This is a genomic window from Gardnerella swidsinskii (genome assembly GCF_003397705.1).
Taxonomy (GTDB): Bacteria; Actinomycetota; Actinomycetes; order Actinomycetales; family Bifidobacteriaceae; genus Bifidobacterium; species Bifidobacterium swidsinskii.
Map to the genome: position 1 here is coordinate 320,339 of NZ_QJVB01000001.1, position 17,607 is coordinate 337,945.

At 49.0% G+C, this 17,607-nt stretch carries 29 protein-coding genes; all 29 read left to right on the forward strand.

Annotation, left to right across the window (positions count from 1 at the left end; genetic code table 11):
- Positions 1-245 precede the first annotated feature (245 nt).
- The 29 genes from adhE to D0T18_RS01610 all read left to right on the forward strand — a co-directional run bounded on the left by adhE (position 246) and on the right by D0T18_RS01610 (position 17,555).
- Positions 246-2,951 (forward strand): bifunctional acetaldehyde-CoA/alcohol dehydrogenase, encoded by a 2,706-nt coding sequence (gene adhE, locus D0T18_RS01470; protein ID WP_116440346.1) that lies wholly within the window; start codon positions 246-248, stop codon positions 2,949-2,951.
- Positions 2,952-3,273: 322 nt separating this feature from the next.
- A complete protein-coding gene (rpsJ, locus tag D0T18_RS01475; protein ID WP_003808013.1) occupies positions 3,274-3,582 on the forward strand; it encodes a 30S ribosomal protein S10 in 309 nt (102 codons plus the stop codon).
- Positions 3,583-3,598: 16 nt separating this feature from the next.
- A complete protein-coding gene (gene rplC / locus D0T18_RS01480) occupies positions 3,599-4,249 on the forward strand; it encodes a 50S ribosomal protein L3 (protein ID WP_076002619.1) in 651 nt (216 codons plus the stop codon).
- 5 nt (positions 4,250-4,254) lie between these two features.
- A complete protein-coding gene (gene rplD / locus D0T18_RS01485; RefSeq protein ID WP_012913826.1) occupies positions 4,255-4,920 on the forward strand; it encodes a 50S ribosomal protein L4 in 666 nt (221 codons plus the stop codon).
- Between the two features lie 5 nt (positions 4,921-4,925).
- Positions 4,926-5,222, forward strand: a complete 297-nt coding sequence (rplW, locus tag D0T18_RS01490) for a 50S ribosomal protein L23 (protein WP_004105515.1) — start codon at positions 4,926-4,928, stop codon at positions 5,220-5,222.
- A gap of 34 nt (positions 5,223-5,256) precedes the next feature.
- Positions 5,257-6,087 carry a 50S ribosomal protein L2 gene (gene rplB / locus D0T18_RS01495; RefSeq protein ID WP_004574091.1) on the forward strand — a complete coding sequence of 277 codons (831 nt, stop codon included), beginning with the start codon at positions 5,257-5,259 and terminating at the stop codon, positions 6,085-6,087.
- Positions 6,088-6,102: 15 nt separating this feature from the next.
- A complete protein-coding gene (gene rpsS, locus D0T18_RS01500; RefSeq protein ID WP_004114357.1) occupies positions 6,103-6,381 on the forward strand; it encodes a 30S ribosomal protein S19 in 279 nt (92 codons plus the stop codon).
- A gap of 16 nt (positions 6,382-6,397) precedes the next feature.
- Positions 6,398-6,757: a 50S ribosomal protein L22 gene (rplV, locus tag D0T18_RS01505; RefSeq protein WP_004105510.1), complete on the forward strand. Its 360-nt coding sequence runs from the start codon at positions 6,398-6,400 to the stop codon at positions 6,755-6,757.
- 2 nt (positions 6,758-6,759) lie between these two features.
- Complete coding sequence (rpsC, locus tag D0T18_RS01510; protein ID WP_004574090.1) at positions 6,760-7,578, forward strand: 30S ribosomal protein S3; 819 nt, start codon at positions 6,760-6,762, stop codon at positions 7,576-7,578.
- A 4-nt stretch (positions 7,579-7,582) separates the two neighbouring features.
- Positions 7,583-8,002 carry a 50S ribosomal protein L16 gene (gene rplP / locus D0T18_RS01515; protein WP_004109684.1) on the forward strand — a complete coding sequence of 140 codons (420 nt, stop codon included), beginning with the start codon at positions 7,583-7,585 and terminating at the stop codon, positions 8,000-8,002.
- Positions 8,002-8,253, forward strand: coding sequence for a 50S ribosomal protein L29 (rpmC, locus tag D0T18_RS01520; RefSeq protein WP_004105502.1), 252 nt, complete (start codon positions 8,002-8,004; stop codon positions 8,251-8,253). Before rplP ends, rpmC begins: the two co-directional genes overlap by 1 nt.
- A 2-nt stretch (positions 8,254-8,255) precedes the next feature.
- Positions 8,256-8,522, forward strand: a complete 267-nt coding sequence (rpsQ, locus tag D0T18_RS01525; protein ID WP_004114365.1) for a 30S ribosomal protein S17 — start codon at positions 8,256-8,258, stop codon at positions 8,520-8,522.
- A gap of 90 nt (positions 8,523-8,612) precedes the next feature.
- Positions 8,613-8,981, forward strand: coding sequence for a 50S ribosomal protein L14 (rplN, locus tag D0T18_RS01530; protein ID WP_004574089.1), 369 nt, complete (start codon positions 8,613-8,615; stop codon positions 8,979-8,981).
- Position 8,982: 1 nt separating this feature from the next.
- Positions 8,983-9,318: a 50S ribosomal protein L24 gene (gene rplX, locus D0T18_RS01535; protein ID WP_012913827.1), complete on the forward strand. Its 336-nt coding sequence runs from the start codon at positions 8,983-8,985 to the stop codon at positions 9,316-9,318.
- On the forward strand, positions 9,315-9,887 hold the full coding sequence (gene rplE / locus D0T18_RS01540) for a 50S ribosomal protein L5 (protein WP_004109679.1): 573 nt from the start codon (positions 9,315-9,317) through the stop codon (positions 9,885-9,887). The genes rplX and rplE overlap by 4 nt, the downstream gene beginning before the upstream one ends.
- Position 9,888: 1 nt before the next feature.
- The gene (locus D0T18_RS01545; RefSeq protein ID WP_003808046.1) at positions 9,889-10,074 is read left to right on the forward strand and encodes a type Z 30S ribosomal protein S14; all 186 of its coding nucleotides are present in this window, start codon (positions 9,889-9,891) and stop codon (positions 10,072-10,074) included.
- Positions 10,075-10,160: 86 nt separating this feature from the next.
- Entirely contained in the window at positions 10,161-10,559 is a 399-nt protein-coding gene (gene rpsH / locus D0T18_RS01550) for a 30S ribosomal protein S8 (protein ID WP_004105495.1), read from the forward strand.
- Between the two features lie 16 nt (positions 10,560-10,575).
- Entirely contained in the window at positions 10,576-11,115 is a 540-nt protein-coding gene (gene rplF, locus D0T18_RS01555) for a 50S ribosomal protein L6 (protein ID WP_004109673.1), read from the forward strand.
- Between the two features lies 1 nt (position 11,116).
- Positions 11,117-11,488 carry a 50S ribosomal protein L18 gene (gene rplR / locus D0T18_RS01560; protein WP_004109670.1) on the forward strand — a complete coding sequence of 124 codons (372 nt, stop codon included), beginning with the start codon at positions 11,117-11,119 and terminating at the stop codon, positions 11,486-11,488.
- A complete protein-coding gene (gene rpsE, locus D0T18_RS01565) occupies positions 11,485-12,213 on the forward strand; it encodes a 30S ribosomal protein S5 (protein ID WP_004574087.1) in 729 nt (242 codons plus the stop codon). The genes rplR and rpsE overlap by 4 nt, the downstream gene beginning before the upstream one ends.
- A complete protein-coding gene (gene rpmD / locus D0T18_RS01570; protein WP_004105491.1) occupies positions 12,213-12,395 on the forward strand; it encodes a 50S ribosomal protein L30 in 183 nt (60 codons plus the stop codon). The genes rpsE and rpmD overlap by 1 nt, the downstream gene beginning before the upstream one ends.
- Positions 12,396-12,397: 2 nt before the next feature.
- On the forward strand, positions 12,398-12,853 hold the full coding sequence (gene rplO, locus D0T18_RS01575) for a 50S ribosomal protein L15 (RefSeq protein WP_004109667.1): 456 nt from the start codon (positions 12,398-12,400) through the stop codon (positions 12,851-12,853).
- 195 nt (positions 12,854-13,048) lie between these two features.
- On the forward strand, positions 13,049-14,392 hold the full coding sequence (gene secY, locus D0T18_RS01580) for a preprotein translocase subunit SecY (protein ID WP_004574086.1): 1,344 nt from the start codon (positions 13,049-13,051) through the stop codon (positions 14,390-14,392).
- Positions 14,393-14,420: 28 nt separating this feature from the next.
- Positions 14,421-14,981: an adenylate kinase gene (locus D0T18_RS01585; RefSeq protein ID WP_012913828.1), complete on the forward strand. Its 561-nt coding sequence runs from the start codon at positions 14,421-14,423 to the stop codon at positions 14,979-14,981.
- Between the two features lie 142 nt (positions 14,982-15,123).
- Positions 15,124-15,342, forward strand: coding sequence for a translation initiation factor IF-1 (gene infA / locus D0T18_RS01590; RefSeq protein ID WP_004105485.1), 219 nt, complete (start codon positions 15,124-15,126; stop codon positions 15,340-15,342).
- Between the two features lie 20 nt (positions 15,343-15,362).
- A complete protein-coding gene (gene rpmJ, locus D0T18_RS01595) occupies positions 15,363-15,476 on the forward strand; it encodes a 50S ribosomal protein L36 (protein WP_003842636.1) in 114 nt (37 codons plus the stop codon).
- Positions 15,477-15,620: 144 nt separating this feature from the next.
- Positions 15,621-15,998 carry a 30S ribosomal protein S13 gene (rpsM, locus tag D0T18_RS01600; protein ID WP_004105472.1) on the forward strand — a complete coding sequence of 126 codons (378 nt, stop codon included), beginning with the start codon at positions 15,621-15,623 and terminating at the stop codon, positions 15,996-15,998.
- 83 nt (positions 15,999-16,081) lie between these two features.
- Positions 16,082-16,480, forward strand: a complete 399-nt coding sequence (gene rpsK / locus D0T18_RS01605; RefSeq protein WP_004105468.1) for a 30S ribosomal protein S11 — start codon at positions 16,082-16,084, stop codon at positions 16,478-16,480.
- A gap of 79 nt (positions 16,481-16,559) precedes the next feature.
- Complete coding sequence (locus tag D0T18_RS01610) at positions 16,560-17,555, forward strand: DNA-directed RNA polymerase subunit alpha (protein ID WP_004574084.1); 996 nt, start codon at positions 16,560-16,562, stop codon at positions 17,553-17,555.
- Positions 17,556-17,607 lie beyond the last annotated feature (52 nt).

Sequence of the window (17,607 nt, forward strand, 5' to 3'; positions counted from 1 at the left end):
TCTGTCAAAATTGACATTCTAGAAAAATTTATCTATTAATCGAACATAAATCATTACAAAAAAGAACAAATAACGAACAATAGAGGATAAAGCTCGCTCATAAATAGCGCAACTCGCTTCAAAGATGCGAAAGTACAGCAAAGAGACTAAATTGTGACTTGTATCACATATTTAGCGGTGAATACTAAATTAGTTTGTTCATAAGTCTATTGATACCGCTGGTGGAACTATCGAGGAGGATACTCATGGTTGAGGCACAACACCAAGCCGAAACTGGCAAAACTGCTAGTGCTGATGACATTGCGTTAGCTGCTCAAAATGAAGTTGATAAACTTGTTGAAAAAGCAACTGTCGCTTTGAATGAGTTTGAGAAGCTTAATCAGCAGCAAATTGATCATATTGTTGCTAAAGCTTCAGTGGCAGCGTTGAATAAACATTTGGTTCTTGCAAAGATGGCTGTTGATGAAACAGGTCGTGGTTTAGTAGAAGATAAAGCTACAAAAAATATCTTTGCATGCGAACATATTACGCATTATCTAGCAGGTCAAAAAACAGTTGGTATTATTCGCGAGGACGATGTTCTCGGAATTGACGAAATAGCTGAACCGGTTGGTATTGTTGCAGGCGTCACTCCAGTTACAAACCCAACTTCTACAGCTATTTTTAAGTCGCTTATTGCACTTAAGACTCGTTGCCCAATTATTTTTGGATTCCATCCTTTCGCGCAAAAGTGCTCTTCTGAAGCAGCTCGAATTGTTCGCGATGCTGCTGTGGCTGCAGGCGCGCCAAAAGATTGCATTCAGTGGATTGAGTATCCTTCAATTGAAGCTACTGGTGCATTGATGAAACATCCAAAGATCGCAACTATTCTTGCAACAGGCGGTCCTGGAATGGTTAAGGCGGCGTATTCTTCAGGAAAACCTGCTCTTGGTGTTGGTGCTGGAAATGCTCCTGCATATGTCGATAGTGATGTTGATATTGTGCGTGCTGCAAATGATTTGATTCTTTCAAAGCATTTTGATTACGGAATGATTTGTGCAACAGAGCAAGCAATTATTGCGCATAAGGATGTATATGAGCCATTGCTTCGCGAATTGAAGCGCAGGAAAGCATATTTTGTTAACGCTGACGAAAAAGCTAAGCTTGAACAATATATGTTTGGATGCACTGCATATTCTGGAAATACGCCAAAACTTAATTCTGTTGTTCCTGGTAAGTCTCCGCAATATATTGCGCACGAAGCTGGATTTGAAATTCCAGAAGATGCTGTGATTTTGGTTGCAGAGTGCAAAGAAGTTGGCGAAATGGAGCCGCTTACTATGGAAAAGCTCGCTCCTGTACACGCAATGCTTCGCGCAGAAAATAAGGAACAAGGCTTCAAGATGTGTGAACAGATGCTTGTGCATGGAGCTGGTCACACTGCTGTAATTCACACAAATAATCAAGATCTTGTGCGCGAATATGGTGTTCGTATGCATGCTTGCAGAATTGTTTGGAATTCTCCTGGATCTCTTGGTGGCGTTGGAGACATTTACAACGCGATTGCTCCTTCGCTTACTCTTGGATGCGGATCTTATGGTGGAAATTCCGTTTCTGGCAACGTACAAGCTATAAATCTTCTTAATATTAAGCGTATTGCACGAAGGAATAATAATATGCAATGGTTCAAGATTCCGGCTAAAACTTATTTTGAGCCGAATGCTATTCGTTATTTGAGAGATATGTACGGCGTTGAGCGCGCAGTTATTGTGTGCGATAAGGTTATGGAGCAACTTGGCGTAGTCGATAAGATTGTTGATCAGCTTCGTGCTCGAGATAATCGCGTTAGCTTCCGTATTATTGATTACGTTGAGCCTGAGCCAAGCGTTGAAACAGTTGAGCGTGGCGCCGCAATGATGCGTGACGAATTCCAGCCAGACACAATTATTGCTGTTGGTGGCGGTTCTCCAATGGATGCTTCTAAGATTATGTGGCTTATGTATGAGCATCCGGAGATTTCTTTCGCTGATTTGCGAGAAAAGTTCTTCGATATTCGTAAGCGCGCATTTAAGATTCCGCCTCTTGGTAGCAAAGCTAAGCTTATTTGCATACCAACTTCTTCCGGAACTGGTTCTGAAGTTACGCCTTACGCTGTTATTACAGATCACAAGACTGGATACAAGTATCCTATTACGGATTACGCTTTGACTCCAACGGTCGCAATAGTCGATCCTGTTTTGGCTCGTACTCAGCCGCGTCGATTGGCGTGCGATTCTGGTTTTGATGCTTTAACTCATGCTATGGAAGCTTATGTTTCTGTTTACGCAAATGATTTTACGGATGCTATGGCTTTGCACGCTTCGAAACTTATTTGGGAAAATCTCAACGATTCTGTGAATTGTGAAGATTCTCAGCGCAAGATTGAAGCAAAAGAAAAAATGCATAATGCAGCTACTATGGCTGGAATGGCGTTTGGTTCTGCATTCTTAGGAATGTGCCACGCTATGGCTCATACTATTGGTGCTTTGTGCCACGTTGTACACGGTCATACGAACGCAATTTTGCTGCCTTACGTTATTCGCTATAACGGTCAAATTCCGCAAGAGCCAACTAGCTGGCCAAAGTACAACCGCTATATTGCTCTTGAGAGGTATCAGGAGATCGCTAAGAATCTTGGTGTAGATCCTGGTAAAACTCCTGAAGAAGGCGTTGAAAATCTTGCTCGTGCTGTTGAAGAGTATCGAAATGAAAAGCTTGGAATGGACGCTTCGTTTAAGGCTTGTGGCGTAGACGAAGCGTACTACTGGTCGATACTTGACAATATTGGCATGCGTGCTTACGAAGATCAGTGTGCGCCTGCAAATCCTCGTATTCCGCAAATTGAGGATATGAAGGATATTGCTATTGCTGCATATTATGGTGTTTCTCAAGAAGAAGGCCATCGCATGCGCTTGGAGCGTGAAGCGGCGTAATTATTTGCATATCTAGTTAATAATGGCAGAAGCTCAACTAATTGTAGTTTCTGCCATTTTTTGTTGGAAAATAGCCGACACGCCCGGTTTTTAATAATCGAAGGTTGATGGTTTAATTACTTAGTTGCCTGTTTTAAGGCTCGCATATTGTAATTAAAAAAAGCGAGCGCGGAAGCAAAAACTTTGAATCGAAATCTTTTTGTATGAATAGGTTTTTGATGCCGCGCACTGATGTGGAATTACCCTAGGGGTTTATTCTCGCCGGTGCCCTTGAATTCAGGTTGGTAAACAGTAAACGAATCGCTAGAAAGGGCGGACGGCAATGGCGGGACAGAAAATCCGCATCAGGCTTAAGTCCTATGACCATGAGGTCATCGACCAATCGGCGAAGAAAATCGTCGAGACGGTGACGAACGCGGGCGCCACAGTAGTGGGTCCGGTTCCTCTGCCGACCGAGAAGAACGTGTTTGTTGTTATCCGTTCTCCTCATAAATACAAGGATTCTCGCGAGCATTTCGAGATGCGCACTCATAAGCGCCTCATTGACATCGTAGATCCAACGCCAAAGGCTGTGGATTCTTTGATGCACATTGACCTGCCTGCGGATGTAAACATCGAGATCAAGCTGTAGGAAGGGGGAGAAAGTAATGTCGCAGAATAAGAATCGCACTGCATTGCTCGGCCGCAAGCTGGGTATGTCGCAGGTTTGGGATGAAAACGGCTTCTTCGTCCCCGTAACTCTGGTTGAAGTTGCTACTAACGTAGTTACCGCTGTAAAGACTGTAGAGTCTGACGGTTATTGCGCAGTACAGCTCGGTTACGGCCAGATTGATCCTACCAAGGTGACTAAGCCATTGGCTGGTCATTTTGCAAAGGCTGGTGTAACTCCTCGTCGTCACCTCGCTGAGGTGCGCACCGAGAACGCGGCAGATTATCAGCTAGGTCAGGAATTGACTGCTGAATTGTTCGCTGAGGGTTCTGAAGTAGATGTCACTGGCACTACCAAGGGTAAGGGTTTTGCTGGCACTATCAAGCGTTGGGGCTTCAAGTCCTATCGTCGTACTCACGGCTCGCACAAGAACGAACGTCGCCCAGGTTCTGTGGGCGCTTGCGCAACTCCAAGCCGCATTTTGAAGGGCAAGCGTATGGCTGGTCGCATGGGTCATGTGACTTCCACCGCGCTTAACCTCACCATCGTTTCTTCGGATGTCGAGAACGGCATTCTCGCTATTAAGGGCGCTGTTCCAGGTCCTAAGGGCGCAATCGTTCTCGTCCGTTCGGCAGTGAAGGGAGCCTGATAATTATGGCAAACGTAACTCTGAACGTCACTGATACTAAGGGCAATGCAAACGGAACCGTTGAAGCTCCTGCTGAAATTTTCGGCATCTCCAACGAAGACGTTTTAGCTCACGGTCCACTGGTTCATCAGGTCGTAATCGCTCAGCTTGCTGCTGCTCGTCAGGGCACCCATGCTGTGAAGAATCGTGCTAATGTTTCCGGCGGCGGTAAGAAGCCATGGAAGCAGAAGGGCACCGGTCGTGCTCGCCAGGGTTCCATTCGTGCTCCTCAGTGGGTACATGGTGGCGTTGTTCACGGTCCAGTTCCTCGTAAGTACGATCAGCGCACCCCGAAGAAGATGAAGGCAGCTGCTCTTCGCTACGTTCTTTCGGATCGTGCAAATGCTGGACGTATTGCTGTAGTTGACTTTGGTATTAAGGATGTTCCATCCACCAAGACAGCTGTTGCAGCACTTACTCCTGTGACCAATAACCAATTCACTACTGTTGTTCTTTCTCGTGAGAACATCAATGAGTGGATGTCTGTACGCAACATTCCAACTGTTCACGTGATCTTCGCTGATCAGCTCAACACTTACGATGTTGTTACAGCTCAGTACGTCGTCTTCTCCAAGGAAGGCTTCGAAGCCTTCGTTGCTGCTAAGACCGAGCCTGTCGTTAAGGAGGCCTGATTTAAATGGTCGCAGTCCATAACCCAGCACATGACGTAATTCTTAAGCCAGTTGTTTCTGAAAAAAGTTACGCAGCTTCTGATCGTGGTCAGTACACTTTCGTAGTGGCTCCAGATGCTAACAAGGTTCAGATCAAGCAGGCTATCGAAGAAATCTTCAAGGTCAAGGTGACAAACGTTAACACTTTGAACCGCGCTGGCAAGTTGAAGCGCTCTCGCACTGGTTTCGGCCGTCGTGTGAACCAGAAGCGTGCTATTGTCACCGTGGCTGAAGGTCAAACGATTGACATCTTTGGTAACTGAAGGCTAGCCGAGAAAAGTAAAGGAATACTATATTATGGCTATCCGCGTTTATAAGCCGACGACTGCAGGCCGTCGCAACGCTTCGGTTTCGGATTTTGCCGAGATCACGCGTTCTACGCCTGAAAAGTCGCTGGTACGCAAACTCAGCAAGACTGGTGGTCGTAACTCTTACGGCCGCATGACTTCTCGCCATCGCGGCGGTGGTCACAAGCGTCAGTATCGTCTCATCGACTTCAAGCGTTGGGACAAGGATGGCGTGCCAGCAAAGGTCGCTCATATTGAGTATGACCCTAACCGTTCCGCTCGCATCGCTTTGTTGCATTACGCAGACGGTGAGAAGCGTTACATTATCGCTCCTGAAGGCGTTGCCCAGGGTGATGTTATTGAGACCGGCGCTCAGGCTGATATTAAGCCAGGCAACAACCTGCCTCTGAAGAATATCCCAACTGGTACCGTGGTTCACGCGATTGAGCTTCGTCCACTTGGTGGTGCGAAGATTGCTCGTTCCGCTGGTGCTGCTGTTCAGCTTGTCGCTAAGGATGGTGCTTATGCGCAGTTGCGTATGCCATCTGGCGAAATTCGTAACGTGGACGCTCGTTGCCGCGCTACTGTTGGCGAAGTAGGTAACTCCGATCACGCCAATATCGAGCTTGGTAAGGCAGGTCGCGCACGTTGGCTTGGTCGTAGACCAATCACCCGAGGCGAATCCATGAACCCTGTGGACCATCCACATGGTGGTCGCACCCGTGGTGGTAAGCCACCAGTTTCTCCATGGGGCAAGGGCGAGGTTCGTACACGTCGTCCAAAGAAGGCTTCGAACAAGATGATTGTTCGTCGTCGCCCGAATGGTAAGAACCGCAAGTAAGGGAGTGTCGAATAGATGACTCGTAGCATCAAGAAGGGCCCTTTCGTCGACGCCCACTTGCAGAAGAAAGTCGACGAGCAAAACGACAAGGGTACGCACAATGTCATTAAGACTTGGTCGCGTCGTTCGATGATTACTCCTGATTTCATTGGACACACCTTTGCCGTACATGATGGCCGCAAGCATGTGCCGGTATTCGTTACCGAAGCCATGGTTGGTCATAAGCTCGGTGAGTTCGCCCCGACCAAGACCTTTAAGGGTCATGTGAAGGACGACAAAAAGGCACGCCGCTAAAGGAGAGTTAGGACACATGGAAGCTAAAGCAATCGCTCGTCACGTTCGCGTGACGCCGCGCAAGGCTCGCCGCATGGTCGACCTCATCCGAGGCAAGCGTGCAAGCGAAGCTATTACCATTTTGAAGTTTGCTCCTCAGGACGCATCATTGCCGGTGCGTAAGGTTCTTGAAAGCGCGATTGCTAACGCTCGCGTTAAGGCTGAAAAAGCCGGTGAACCATTCCGTGAGCAGGACTTGGTCATCAAGGAAACCTATGTGGACGAGGGTGTAACGCTTAAGCGTTTCCGTGCTCGTGCACAGGGTCGCGCTGCGCGCATTAACAAGCGCACAAGCCATATCACTGTTATCGTCTCGCTTAAGGAAGGAGCCCGCTAAAGATGGGTCAGAAGATCAATCCTTTCGGCTATCGCCTGGGCATCACCGAGAATCATCGCTCTAAGTGGTTCTCTGACTCCAACAAAGCTGGCGAGCGTTATCGTGACTTCGTCCTTGAGGATGACAAGATTCGCAAGGAAATGAGCCATGACCTCGAGCGTGCCGGCGTATCTCGTATCGTTATCGAGCGCACTCGTGATCGCGTTCGTGTAGATATTCACACTGCTCGTCCGGGTATTATCATCGGTCGTCGTGGCGCTGAAGCTGAGCGCGTTCGCGCAAAGCTCGAGAAGCTCACAGGCAAGCAAGTACAGCTCAACATCTTCGAAGTGAAGAACGCTGCACTTGACGCTCAGTTGGTTGCTCAGGGAATTGCGGAGCAGTTGACAAACCGTGTTACATTCCGTCGTGCTATGCGTAAGGCACAGCAAGATGCAATGCGTGCAGGTGCCAAGGGTATCCGTATCAAGCTCTCCGGTCGCCTTGGTGGTGCCGAAATGAGCCGCTCTGAGTTCTATCGCGAGGGTCGCGTTCCACTGCAGACCCTTCGTGCCTTGATTGATTACGGCTTCTTTGAAGCTAAGACCACATACGGTCGTATCGGCGTAAAGGTCTGGATCTACAAGGGTGATATGACCGAGCGTGAGTTCGAAGAGCAGCAGGCTCAGCAGGGTAAGCGTGAAGGTCGTCGTGGTGGCGATCGTCGTCCACGTCGTGGCGCACGTCCTGCTAACCAGCAGAAGGCTGCTGAAGCACAGGCTGAAAAGCCAGCTGAAGCTGCAGCTGCTGAAGCTCCTGCCGCAACGGAAACGAAGGAGTGAGCAGATGCTTATCCCAAAGAGGACTAAATATCGTAAGCAGCACCGTCCTACCCGTAGCGGCATGTCTAAGGGTGGCACCGAGATCGCTTTCGGCGATTTTGGTATTCAGGCGCTGGCTCCGGCTTACATCACTAACCGACAGATCGAGGCAGCTCGTATCGCAATGACTCGCTACATTAAGCGTGGCGGTCGTGTGTGGATTACGATCTTCCCAGATCGTCCATTAACCAAGCACCCGCTTGGTGCGCGAATGGGTTCCGGTAAGGGTGCTCCAGAATTCTGGATTGCCAACATCCACCCAGGACGCGTAATGTTCGAGATCGGTGGTGTTTCTGAGGACATCGCTCGCGAGGCTTTGCGCCGCGCTATCGATAAGCTCCCAATGAAATGCCGTGTTATTGCGCGTGAAGGCGGTGACATCTGATGCCAGTCGGAACTGCAGACTACACCATCAAGAATTTGAACGAGAAGACAAATGCTGAGATCGAAGGCTTCTTGAAGAAGTCTAAGGAAGAGCTATTTAACTTGCGCTTCCAGGCAGCAACTGGTCAACTCGAAAACAGCGCTCGCCTCAAGGCGGTCAAGCACGACATTGCCAGGATGTATACTATCCTGCGTGAGCGTGAACTCGGCATCAGCCAAGAGCCTGGCGCCACTGAGGTCAAGGAGAAGTAAGCATGGCTGAGAACCAAGAGCGCAACTTCCGCAAGGTTCGTCGCGGCTACGTCGTGTCCGAGGCCATGGACAAGACAATCGCCGTTGAGCTGGAGCAGCGTTCGACACACCCGCTTTACGGTAAAGTCGTTCGCTCCACCCGCAAGGTCAAAGCCCATGATGAACACAATGAGGCACATATTGGCGACCTCGTGAGTATTATGGAAACTCGGCCACTGAGCAAGACCAAGCGTTGGCGTCTCGACTCGATTATCGAGCGCGCCAAGTAAACAAGTTCGGCAAGGCTCCGCGCTTCACCTGTGTCTGCTAATGTGTAGACACAGGTGAGTGGGGAGAACCAGCTCGGCTAAGGAGAATCAATGATTCAGCAGGAAACGCGGCTTCATGTCGCCGACAACACGGGTGCTAAGGAGTTACTTGCCATCCGCGTGCTCGGTGGATCGAAGCGACGCTATGCCGGCATCGGCGACATCATCGTCGCCTCCGTCAAGGACGCGATCCCTGGCGGGTCGGTCAAGAAAGGCGACGTAGTTAAGGCTGTCGTCGTCCGTACTGTCAAGGAACATCGCCGTGTCGATGGTTCCTATATTAAGTTCGATGAGAACGCCGCCGTAATTCTCGGCTCCGGTCGTGAACCAAAAGGCACTCGTATCTTCGGACCAGTCGGTCGTGAATTGCGTGATCAGCGCTTCATGAAGATTGTGTCCCTTGCTCCGGAGGTGATCTGATATGGTAGCCAAGATTAAGTCCGGCGACCAGGTGAAGGTCATTCGCGGCAAGGATCGCGGTAAGGAAGGCAAAGTAGTTCGTGTACTAGCCGATGACCGTTTGATTGTAGAAGGCGTTCAGATCGTTAAGAAGCACGTTCGCGCCACCCAGCAGGGTCAGCAGGCGGGCATTGTCTCGGTTGAGGCTCCAATCCATCGCTCTAATGTGATGGTTATTGATCCAGAGACCAAGCAGCCTACACGCGTTGGCGTGATTGTTAAGCAAGAGGCTCGTGACGGCAAGGTTAAGACCGTGCGCGTGCGTGTCGCCAAGAAGTCCGGAAAGGAGCTGGCATGACCGATACTACAGTTGAGTTGCCGGCAACTCCGCGCTTAAAGCAACAATACAAGGATGAAATCGTACCAGCCTTGGAGAAAGAATTCGGCCACACTAATCCTATGCAGGTGGCTCGCGTGCAGAAGGTTGTCGTCTCTATGGGTGTCGGCGCTGCAGCTCGTGATTCTAAGCTCATTGAAGGTGCGATTAAGGATCTCACTTTGATTGCCGGCCAGAAGCCAAAGGTAACTAAGGCAAAGAAGTCTGTCGCTCAGTTCCATTTGCGCGAAGGTCAGGCTATCGGTGCTTACGTAACTCTTCGTGGCGATCGTATGTGGGAATTCTTGGATCGTTTGCTCACTCTGGCTTTGCCTCGTATCCGCGATTTCCGTGGTATCAATGGCAACCAGTTTGACGGTCAGGGTAATTACAACTTTGGTCTTACGGAACAGTCTATGTTCCATGAGATTGATCCTGACTCGATTGATCATCAGCGTGGTATGGACATCACCGTGGTGACTACCACCAAGGACGATGTGGAGGCCAAGTCTTTGCTTAAGCACCTCGGTTTCCCATTCAAGGAGAACTGAAATGGCAAAAACCGCTCTGAAAAACAAGGCGGCCGCCAAGCCGAAGTTCAAGGTACGCGCTTATACGCGTTGCCAGGTTTGTGGTCGTCCTCACTCCGTGTATCGCAAGTTCGGTCTGTGCCGCATCTGCCTTCGTGAGAAGGCTCATCGCGGTGAGTTGCCGGGTGTTACGAAGTCCAGTTGGTAAATATCGACGCTGAAGGTCCACTGCTTGAAGACAAAGTTCTCATATAGAGGCGGTGGAAACCACGGCGAGAAAGGGCGTTAGCCCACATGACAATGACAGATCCAATCGCAGACATGTTGACACGTCTGCGTAATGCGAGCGCGGCAAAGCACGATACCGTGGAAATGCCGTACTCCAAATTCAAGGCGAATATCGCCGAGATTCTGAAGCACGAAGGCTATATTAAGGACTTCGCTGCTAAGGAAGCTAAGGTTGGACAGACGTTGGAAATTACGTTGAAGTATGGCTCCAATGGCCAGCGTTCTATCCAAGGCATCAAGCGCATTTCTAAGCCAGGCTTGCGTCGTTACGCAAAGTCTGATGCTTTGCCAATGCCTCTTGGTGGTCTCGGTATTGCTATTATCTCGACCAGCTCGGGATTGTTGACTCAGAAGGAATGCCTCGATCGAGGCATTGGCGGCGAAATCGTCGCCTACGTATGGTGAGAAAGGAGAGCTGAAGATGGCATCGCATATTGGTAAGCTCCCCGTCGACATTCCTGCAGGCGTGGAAGTAAAGATTGAAGGTCAGTCCTTCAGCGTCAAAGGCGCTAAGGGTTCTGATTCTTATGAAATTCCAGAGGGAATCACCGCAGCAGTCGCTGACAATCAGATTGTTCTGACTCCAGTTGACGATTTGCGTCCAACTCGTGCAAAGCATGGTTTGGCTCGCGCAATTGTTGCTTCTATGGTGAAGGGTGTACATGAAGGCTACACCAAGACTTTGGATATTGTCGGTACCGGTTATCGTGCAGTGATGAAGGGCAAGGGCATTGAGTTCTCGCTCGGTTATTCTCACACTATTACCGTTCAACCACCGGCAGGTATTGAGTTCGAGTTGCCAAATCCTAACCAGGTAATCGTAAAGGGCACCGATAAGCAGACTGTTGGTCAGGTTGCTGCTAACATTCGTAAGCTTCGTGCTCCAGAACCTTACAAGGGTAAGGGTATTAAGTACACCGATGAACGTATCCTGCGCAAGGCTGGAAAGGCTGGTAAGTGATATGAGCGTTAAGATTTTCGGTAAGGGTACCAAAGTCGCACGTTTGCGTCGTCACGCCCGTCTTCGTAAGCACATTGCCGGCACATCTGAACGTCCTCGTTTAGTTGTTTCCCGTTCTAACCGTCATATGGTTGCTCAGATTGTGGATGATACCAAGGGAATTACTTTGGTAAGTGCTTCCACTTTGACTGCTGACTTCGCTGGTTTCACTGGCACGAAGACTGAAGCTGCAACCAAGGTTGGCGAATTAGTAGCGGCTAAGGCGAAGGAAGCGGGTATCACCGCTGTAGTCTTCGACCGTGGCGGTAACAAATATCATGGTCGCGTCGCAGCAGTGGCTGAAGGCGCCCGTCAGGGAGGTCTGGCACTGTGAGCGACAACGAAAAGGAAACCCAAGTGGCTGAAGAAACTCAGAACACTCAGGCATCCGCTGAGGAGCGTAACGATGATCGTCGTTCTCGCCGTAACAAGGGCGAGGGTAAACGCGGCGAACGTCGTAATCGTCGTGAAGAAAACCGTGGCGAAGAGCTTCTGGATCGCGTAGTTACTATTAACCGTGTTTCCAAGACCCACAAGGGTGGTCGTACCTTTAGCTTTGCAGCACTTGTTGTTGTTGGCGACGGTAAGGGCACTGTTGGTGTTGGTTACGGCAAGTCTCGCGAAGTTCCAGCTGCTATTGCTAAGGGTCAGCTTGACGCTAAGAAGCATATGTTCACTGTTCCACGCATTCGTGGCACCGTCACTCATCCAGTGCTCGGTCACGATGCTGCTGGTACTGTGTTGCTCCGTCCAGCTGCTCCAGGTACTGGTGTAATTGCTGGTGGTGCTGTACGCGCTGTTATGGAATGCGCCGGCATCACGGACATCCTCACCAAGTCCATGGGCTCTGCAACTGCTGTAAACGTAGTGCGTGCTACTGTGGACGCTTTGAAGAAGCTCGAAGAGCCAGAAGAGATTTCTGCTCGTCGTGGTCTTTCTCTTGAGGAAGTCGCTCCTGATGCTTTGCTCCGTGAGCGTGCTGCTGGCATTGCCGAAGCTCGCAAGGCTCGCGAAGAAGCTCAGGCCGCCAAGGCATCTGAAGCAAAGGATGGTGAGTGATGTCAAATTTGAAGATCACTCTGGTGCATGGTTTAGTTCATACAACTGAGCGCCAGCGCGCGAATGTTCATACGCTCGGCCTTCATAAGATTGGTCACAGCGTAGTTCGCGAGGACACCCCCGTCAATCGTGGCTTGGTTATGGCCGTTCGTCACTTGGTGAGCGTCGAGGAGGTCGACTGATTATGGCTAACGAAGAACCAATGCTGCATATGCACACGTTGCGTCCAGCTCCAGGAGCTAAGAAGGATCGCATCCGTGTAGGTCGTGGTGAAGGCTCTAAGGGTAAGACCTCAGGTCGTGGTGATAAGGGCACCAAGAAGCGTTATCAGGTTCGTCCTGGCTTCGAAGGTGGTCAGCTCCCACTGTACATGCGCTTGCCTAAGTTGCGTGGCTTCAAGAGTCCTTTCAAGAAGGAATTCCAAGTCGTCAACGTTGCAGATCTTGCTGACCTTTTCCCAAAGGGTGGCGAGGTTACTGTAGCTGACCTTATTACTAAGGGCGCTGTACGTGATGGCTATCCTGTAAAGGTTCTTGGCGATGGTGAATTGACTGTTGCTTTGACTCTTAAGGGTATGAAGGCTTCTGCTTCTGCTAAGGCAAAGGTTGAGGCTGCCGGCGGCTCCATCAGCGAAGAGTAGTTAAAGGCTACTTAAAGCTTGATGCAGTTATAAATCTGTGATAGTCCCTCTAGCATTGTCTAGAGGGACTATTTTTATCACCAAAACTCACCAATAACCTATTTCAGTAGGTACCGTGGGTTAAACTATCGTCTCAGAGTTTGTTTTTTGCACTGTTGCGCCTAGGAGTGCGCGAAAAAAGGGAGGAAGACCCAGGTGAAAACGTTAATCCAGGCCTTCAGGACGAAGGAGTTGAGGAACAAGATCCTCTTCGTCTTCGCTATGATAATTATTTATCGTATTGGTTCATTTATTCCGATTCCGGGTGTGGACTATAAAGTTGTGCACGCTTGCACTGTTAAATTAGCTTCATCGAGCGAGAACTTTATTGGGTTAGTTAACTTGTTCTCAGGTGGCTCGCTGTTGCAGCTTTCTATTTTTGCTTTGGGTGTTATGCCTTACATCACTGCTTCCATTGTGATTCAGCTTTTGCGCGTGGTCATTCCTCGCTTCGAAGCTCTTCATAAGGAAGGTCAGTCTGGAGAAACAAAGCTTACGCAGTACACGCGTTACCTAACTATTGGATTGGCAATTTTGCAATCTACTACGATTTTGGTAACAGCACGTACGGGTGCTTTGTTTAATTATCAGTGCGGGAATAATATTATTCCAGACGGAAGCATGTGGAGCCTTATTGTCATGGTTTTGATCATGACTGGCGGCACTGGTCTTATTATGTGGATGGCAGAACTCATTACCGATAAGGGTATCGGTCAAGGCATGTCTGTCTTAATCTTTATGTCTATTTGCTCTGGCTTCTTGCCAAAGCTTTGGGAGATTGGTTGGGGAACCAACGGTTCTAATGGCGATTGGAATAAGTTCGCTATTGTTGGTGGCGTTTTGATTGTTATCCTCATATTTGTTGACTTTGTTGAGCTTGCTCAGCGTCGTATTCCTGTGCAGTATACGCGTCGCATGATTGGCCGAAAAATGTATGGCGGCTCTTCGACTTATTTGCCATTAAAGGTAAATATGAGTGGTGTTATTCCACCAATCTTTGCTTCGTCAATTCTTGCTGTTCCTACCCTTATTGCTCAGTTTGGAGATAAGAGCAAGGCTTGGGTGAATTGGATTGAAGCTAATTTGGCTAATTCCACTTCTGCTTGGTATATTGCGTTTTACACAGTAATGATTGTGTTCTTCTGCTTCTTCTACACAGAGATTACTTTTAATCCTGATGAGACTGCAGATAACATGAAAGAGTATGGTGGCTTCATACCAGGCATTCGCGCTGGTAGTGCTACAAGTCATTATCTTAGCTATGTTATGAATAGGTTGAATACTGTCGGTGCTATTTATTTGCTCTTTGTTGCATTGATTCCTACCGTTTTGATTATGGCTTTGCATTTGAATACAAAATTGCCATTTGGTGGTACAACAATTTTAATTATTGCTGGCGTTGGTTTGGATACGTTGCGTCAAGCAAAGGCTCAGACTGAACAATTCCAGTATGCTGGTTTCTTGTTCAAGCATGATGAGCAAAAGCAAGTATCTAAGTAACTACAGTTAGCGAGCTAAGGAGATGAATATGCGATTACTAATTATGGGTCCACAGGGCGTTGGAAAAGGCACTCAGGCCGCTTTGTTAAGTGAGCATTATGGCATTCCAGCGATTTCTACTGGTGATATTTTCCGTTATAACCTTAAGAATCATACTGAGCTTGGAAAACAGGTTCAGGGATATCTTGACAAGGGCGAGTTGGTTCCAGATGAGCTGACTAACAGCATTGTTAAGGATCGTCTTGCTCAGGACGATGCAAAGAGCGGCTGGATTCTTGACGGTTATCCTCGCAACGCTTCTCAGGTTCAAGCTTTGGATCGTATGTTGGAAGAGCTTGGCACTCCTCTCGATCACGTTGTGGCTCTCGAGGCTGAGCGCGATGTTTTGCTCGAACGCATGCAAAAGCGTGCAGTGGAGCAAGGTCGTTCTGACGATACTCCAGAAGTAATTGCTAAGCGTTTAGAAACGTATGAGAAGGAAACAGCTCCATTGCTTGATATCTATGATAGCCGCGGTCAGTTGGTTGAAGTAGATGGCGTTGGAGATATTAAGGAAATCAATAATCGCATTGTTGAATCACTTAATTAAGTAGTGCGTTTTTAAATTTAAAAAGTAAAATGCGTTCTGTTCGACACGCCGAGTGTTGAATGGGACGCATTTACTGTATTATAAAAGATTGGCGTGTCTTCGGATGCGCAAAGTAGTATGCCCAAGGAACGGAACGAGGCTCATGGCAAAAGACGGTGTGATTGAAGTCGAAGGCACGGTAGTAGAAGCACTACCAAATGCGATGTTTCGCGTTCAGCTTGAGAATGAGCACATTGTTTTAGCTACGATTTCTGGTAAGATGCGTAAAAATTATATTCGCATTCTTCCTCAAGATCGTGTAGTGCTAGAGATGAGCCCTTACGATCTAAATCGTGGGCGTATTACGTACCGTTATAAGTAAGGTACAAGCAAAGGAAAACCATGAAGGTCAGCCCTAGCGTGAAGAGGATCTGCGAAAACTGCCGCGTGATCCGCCGTCACGGCCGCGTCATGGTGATCTGCATTAACCCACGTCATAAGCAGCGTCAGGGCTGAGCAGATTTCCATCGCGGAATACAAAGAATAAGGCGCTAAGTCACAGCCTAAGCTGAACCCTGGGTGCGCAGGCCCAGGCCGCACTTAATTTCTATTAGTGCGGAAGACTTGGTGCACGACCTGCGTAACAGTAAAGGAATTACAATGGCACGTCTTGCCGGAGTAGATATTCCCAATGAGAAGCGCATTGAGATTGCCCTCACCTACATTTTTGGTGTTGGTCGTACTCGCGCTAAGGAAACGCTTGCCGCGACCGGTGTTAATCCGGACACTCGCGTCAAGGATCTTACGGATGAACAGCTGATCACCTTGCGTGATTATCTTGAGGCCAATTACAAGATTGAAGGCGATTTGCGTCGTGAGATTGACGCTGACATCCGTCGTAAGATTCAGATCAACTGCTATCAAGGCCAGCGTCATCGCAAGGGTCTTCCTGTGCGTGGTCAGCGTACTAAGACTAATGCTCGTACTCGCAAGGGTCCGAAGCGTACTGTCGCCGGGAAGAAGAAGGCCACCCGATAGTAGTCGGTGGTCGGCTCTAGGCCACGGATATATTTCCATCGTCTAGACATACCAACTCATTCGTCATTAGGAAACGAGGGTCAATGGCAGCTGCAAAGCAAGCCTCGCGCAAGCCGCGTCGCCGGGACCGCAAGTCGGTGCCGGTTGGGCAGGCGCATATTAAATCAACATTCAATAACACGATTATCTCCATTACCGATCCATCCGGTGCAGTCCTTTCTTGGGCTTCCGGCGGTGATGTCGGCTTTAAGGGTTCCCGTAAGTCGACTCCTTACGCTGCAGGTATGGCTGCTGAGTCTGCTGCACGCAAGGCAATGGAGCATGGCCTCAAGAAGGTCGACGTGTTTGTTAAGGGTCCAGGTTCCGGTCGTGAAACCGCTATCCGTTCCCTCCAGTCCGCGGGTCTCGAAGTTGGTTCTATTACCGACGTTACCCCACAAGCGCATAACGGCGTACGCCCACCAAAGCGTCGCCGCGTCTGAGCACTCTTACGAATCCATCCATCCAACCCGCTTATGGGCGGCGAGTGCACCACCGACCAGAAGCTGAAAGGATACCAAAGTGCTTATCGCACAGCGTCCGACACTTACCGAGGAATCACTGAATCCCCAGCGTTCTCGCTTTACTATTGAGCCGCTGGAACCAGGTTTTGGCTACACTCTCGGCAATTCGCTGCGTCGTACCTTGTTAAGCTCTATTCCAGGTGCTGCCGTTACTTCGGTTCGCATCTCTGGAGCTTTGCATGAGTTTACGACTCTGCCAGGTGTTGAAGAAGATGTCACTGAAATTCTGCTGAACATCAAGGGCATCGTGCTCACGAGTGAGTACGACGAGCCTGTAGTGATGTATTTGCGCAAGAATGGTAAAGGTGAGGCCACTGCTGGAGATATTACTCCTCCAGCCGGTGTTACTATTGCTAATCCTGACTTGCATATTGCTACACTCGCAGAAGATGGTGAACTTGAAATTGAGTTTACTGTTGAACGCGGTCGCGGTTACGTGCCAGCTCAGATGAACAAGCAGGAGAACAGCGAAATCGGCCGCATTCCTGTGGATTCGATCTACTCACCAGTTTTGAAGGTGAGCTATAAGGTCGAAGCTACCCGCGTGGAACAGCGCACGGACTTCGATAAGCTCATCCTGGATGTGGAAACCAAGCCAGCTATTACACCGCGTGATGCAGTTGCATCTGCAGGCTCGACTTTAGTTGAGCTTTTCGGTCTTTGCCGTGAGCTTAACGTTGATGCTGAAGGTGTTGAAGTTGGTCCAGCGCCAACTCATGATGAAGCTGATTCTCAGTTGGCTATACCGATTGAAGATATGAATTTTACTCAGCGTAGCTATAATTGCTTGAAGCGTGAGGGTATTCATACAGTCGGCGAACTGGTAGTTCACACTGAGCAGGATTTGCTCGATATTCGTAATTTCGGCATGAAATCCATCGATGAAGTTAAAGAGAAGTTGCAGGCAATGGGTCTGTCTTTGAAGGCTTCACCGATTGGCTTCGACGCCAATAATCTCGAAGGTGGCACTTTCTTCTCGCCTGAAGACGAGTAAGTTCCGCCTGCAATCGTCGTAACGTTCGGATGTTCGGGTTGATGCCCACCTG

Bases quoted from the DNA above. Each gene is read 5' to 3' on its own strand.
- rpmD (WP_004105491.1), top strand. From the start codon at position 12,213: ATGTCAAATTTGAAGATCACTCTGGTGCATGGTTTAGTTCATACAACT.
- rplD (WP_012913826.1), top strand. From the start codon at position 4,255: ATGGCAAACGTAACTCTGAACGTCACTGATACTAAGGGCAATGCAAAC.
- rplE (WP_004109679.1), top strand. From the start codon at position 9,315: ATGACCGATACTACAGTTGAGTTGCCGGCAACTCCGCGCTTAAAGCAA.
- rplO (WP_004109667.1), top strand. From the start codon at position 12,398: ATGGCTAACGAAGAACCAATGCTGCATATGCACACGTTGCGTCCAGCT.
- rpmJ (WP_003842636.1), top strand. From the start codon at position 15,363: ATGAAGGTCAGCCCTAGCGTGAAGAGGATCTGCGAAAACTGCCGCGTG.
- rpmC (WP_004105502.1), top strand. From the start codon at position 8,002: ATGCCAGTCGGAACTGCAGACTACACCATCAAGAATTTGAACGAGAAG.
- rpsM (WP_004105472.1), top strand. From the start codon at position 15,621: ATGGCACGTCTTGCCGGAGTAGATATTCCCAATGAGAAGCGCATTGAG.
- rpsS (WP_004114357.1), top strand. From the start codon at position 6,103: ATGACTCGTAGCATCAAGAAGGGCCCTTTCGTCGACGCCCACTTGCAG.
- rpsC (WP_004574090.1), top strand. From the start codon at position 6,760: ATGGGTCAGAAGATCAATCCTTTCGGCTATCGCCTGGGCATCACCGAG.
- rplC (WP_076002619.1), top strand. From the start codon at position 3,599: ATGTCGCAGAATAAGAATCGCACTGCATTGCTCGGCCGCAAGCTGGGT.
- D0T18_RS01545 (WP_003808046.1), top strand. From the start codon at position 9,889: ATGGCAAAAACCGCTCTGAAAAACAAGGCGGCCGCCAAGCCGAAGTTC.
- rplF (WP_004109673.1), top strand. From the start codon at position 10,576: ATGGCATCGCATATTGGTAAGCTCCCCGTCGACATTCCTGCAGGCGTG.
- rpsK (WP_004105468.1), top strand. From the start codon at position 16,082: ATGGCAGCTGCAAAGCAAGCCTCGCGCAAGCCGCGTCGCCGGGACCGC.
- rplX (WP_012913827.1), top strand. From the start codon at position 8,983: ATGGTAGCCAAGATTAAGTCCGGCGACCAGGTGAAGGTCATTCGCGGC.
- adhE (WP_116440346.1), top strand. From the start codon at position 246: ATGGTTGAGGCACAACACCAAGCCGAAACTGGCAAAACTGCTAGTGCT.
- rpsJ (WP_003808013.1), top strand. From the start codon at position 3,274: ATGGCGGGACAGAAAATCCGCATCAGGCTTAAGTCCTATGACCATGAG.
- rplN (WP_004574089.1), top strand. From the start codon at position 8,613: ATGATTCAGCAGGAAACGCGGCTTCATGTCGCCGACAACACGGGTGCT.
- infA (WP_004105485.1), top strand. From the start codon at position 15,124: ATGGCAAAAGACGGTGTGATTGAAGTCGAAGGCACGGTAGTAGAAGCA.
- rpsH (WP_004105495.1), top strand. From the start codon at position 10,161: ATGACAATGACAGATCCAATCGCAGACATGTTGACACGTCTGCGTAAT.
- rplR (WP_004109670.1), top strand. From the start codon at position 11,117: ATGAGCGTTAAGATTTTCGGTAAGGGTACCAAAGTCGCACGTTTGCGT.
- rpsQ (WP_004114365.1), top strand. From the start codon at position 8,256: ATGGCTGAGAACCAAGAGCGCAACTTCCGCAAGGTTCGTCGCGGCTAC.
- rplV (WP_004105510.1), top strand. From the start codon at position 6,398: ATGGAAGCTAAAGCAATCGCTCGTCACGTTCGCGTGACGCCGCGCAAG.
- rplW (WP_004105515.1), top strand. From the start codon at position 4,926: ATGGTCGCAGTCCATAACCCAGCACATGACGTAATTCTTAAGCCAGTT.
- rplP (WP_004109684.1), top strand. From the start codon at position 7,583: ATGCTTATCCCAAAGAGGACTAAATATCGTAAGCAGCACCGTCCTACC.
- D0T18_RS01585 (WP_012913828.1), top strand. From the start codon at position 14,421: ATGCGATTACTAATTATGGGTCCACAGGGCGTTGGAAAAGGCACTCAG.
- rplB (WP_004574091.1), top strand. From the start codon at position 5,257: ATGGCTATCCGCGTTTATAAGCCGACGACTGCAGGCCGTCGCAACGCT.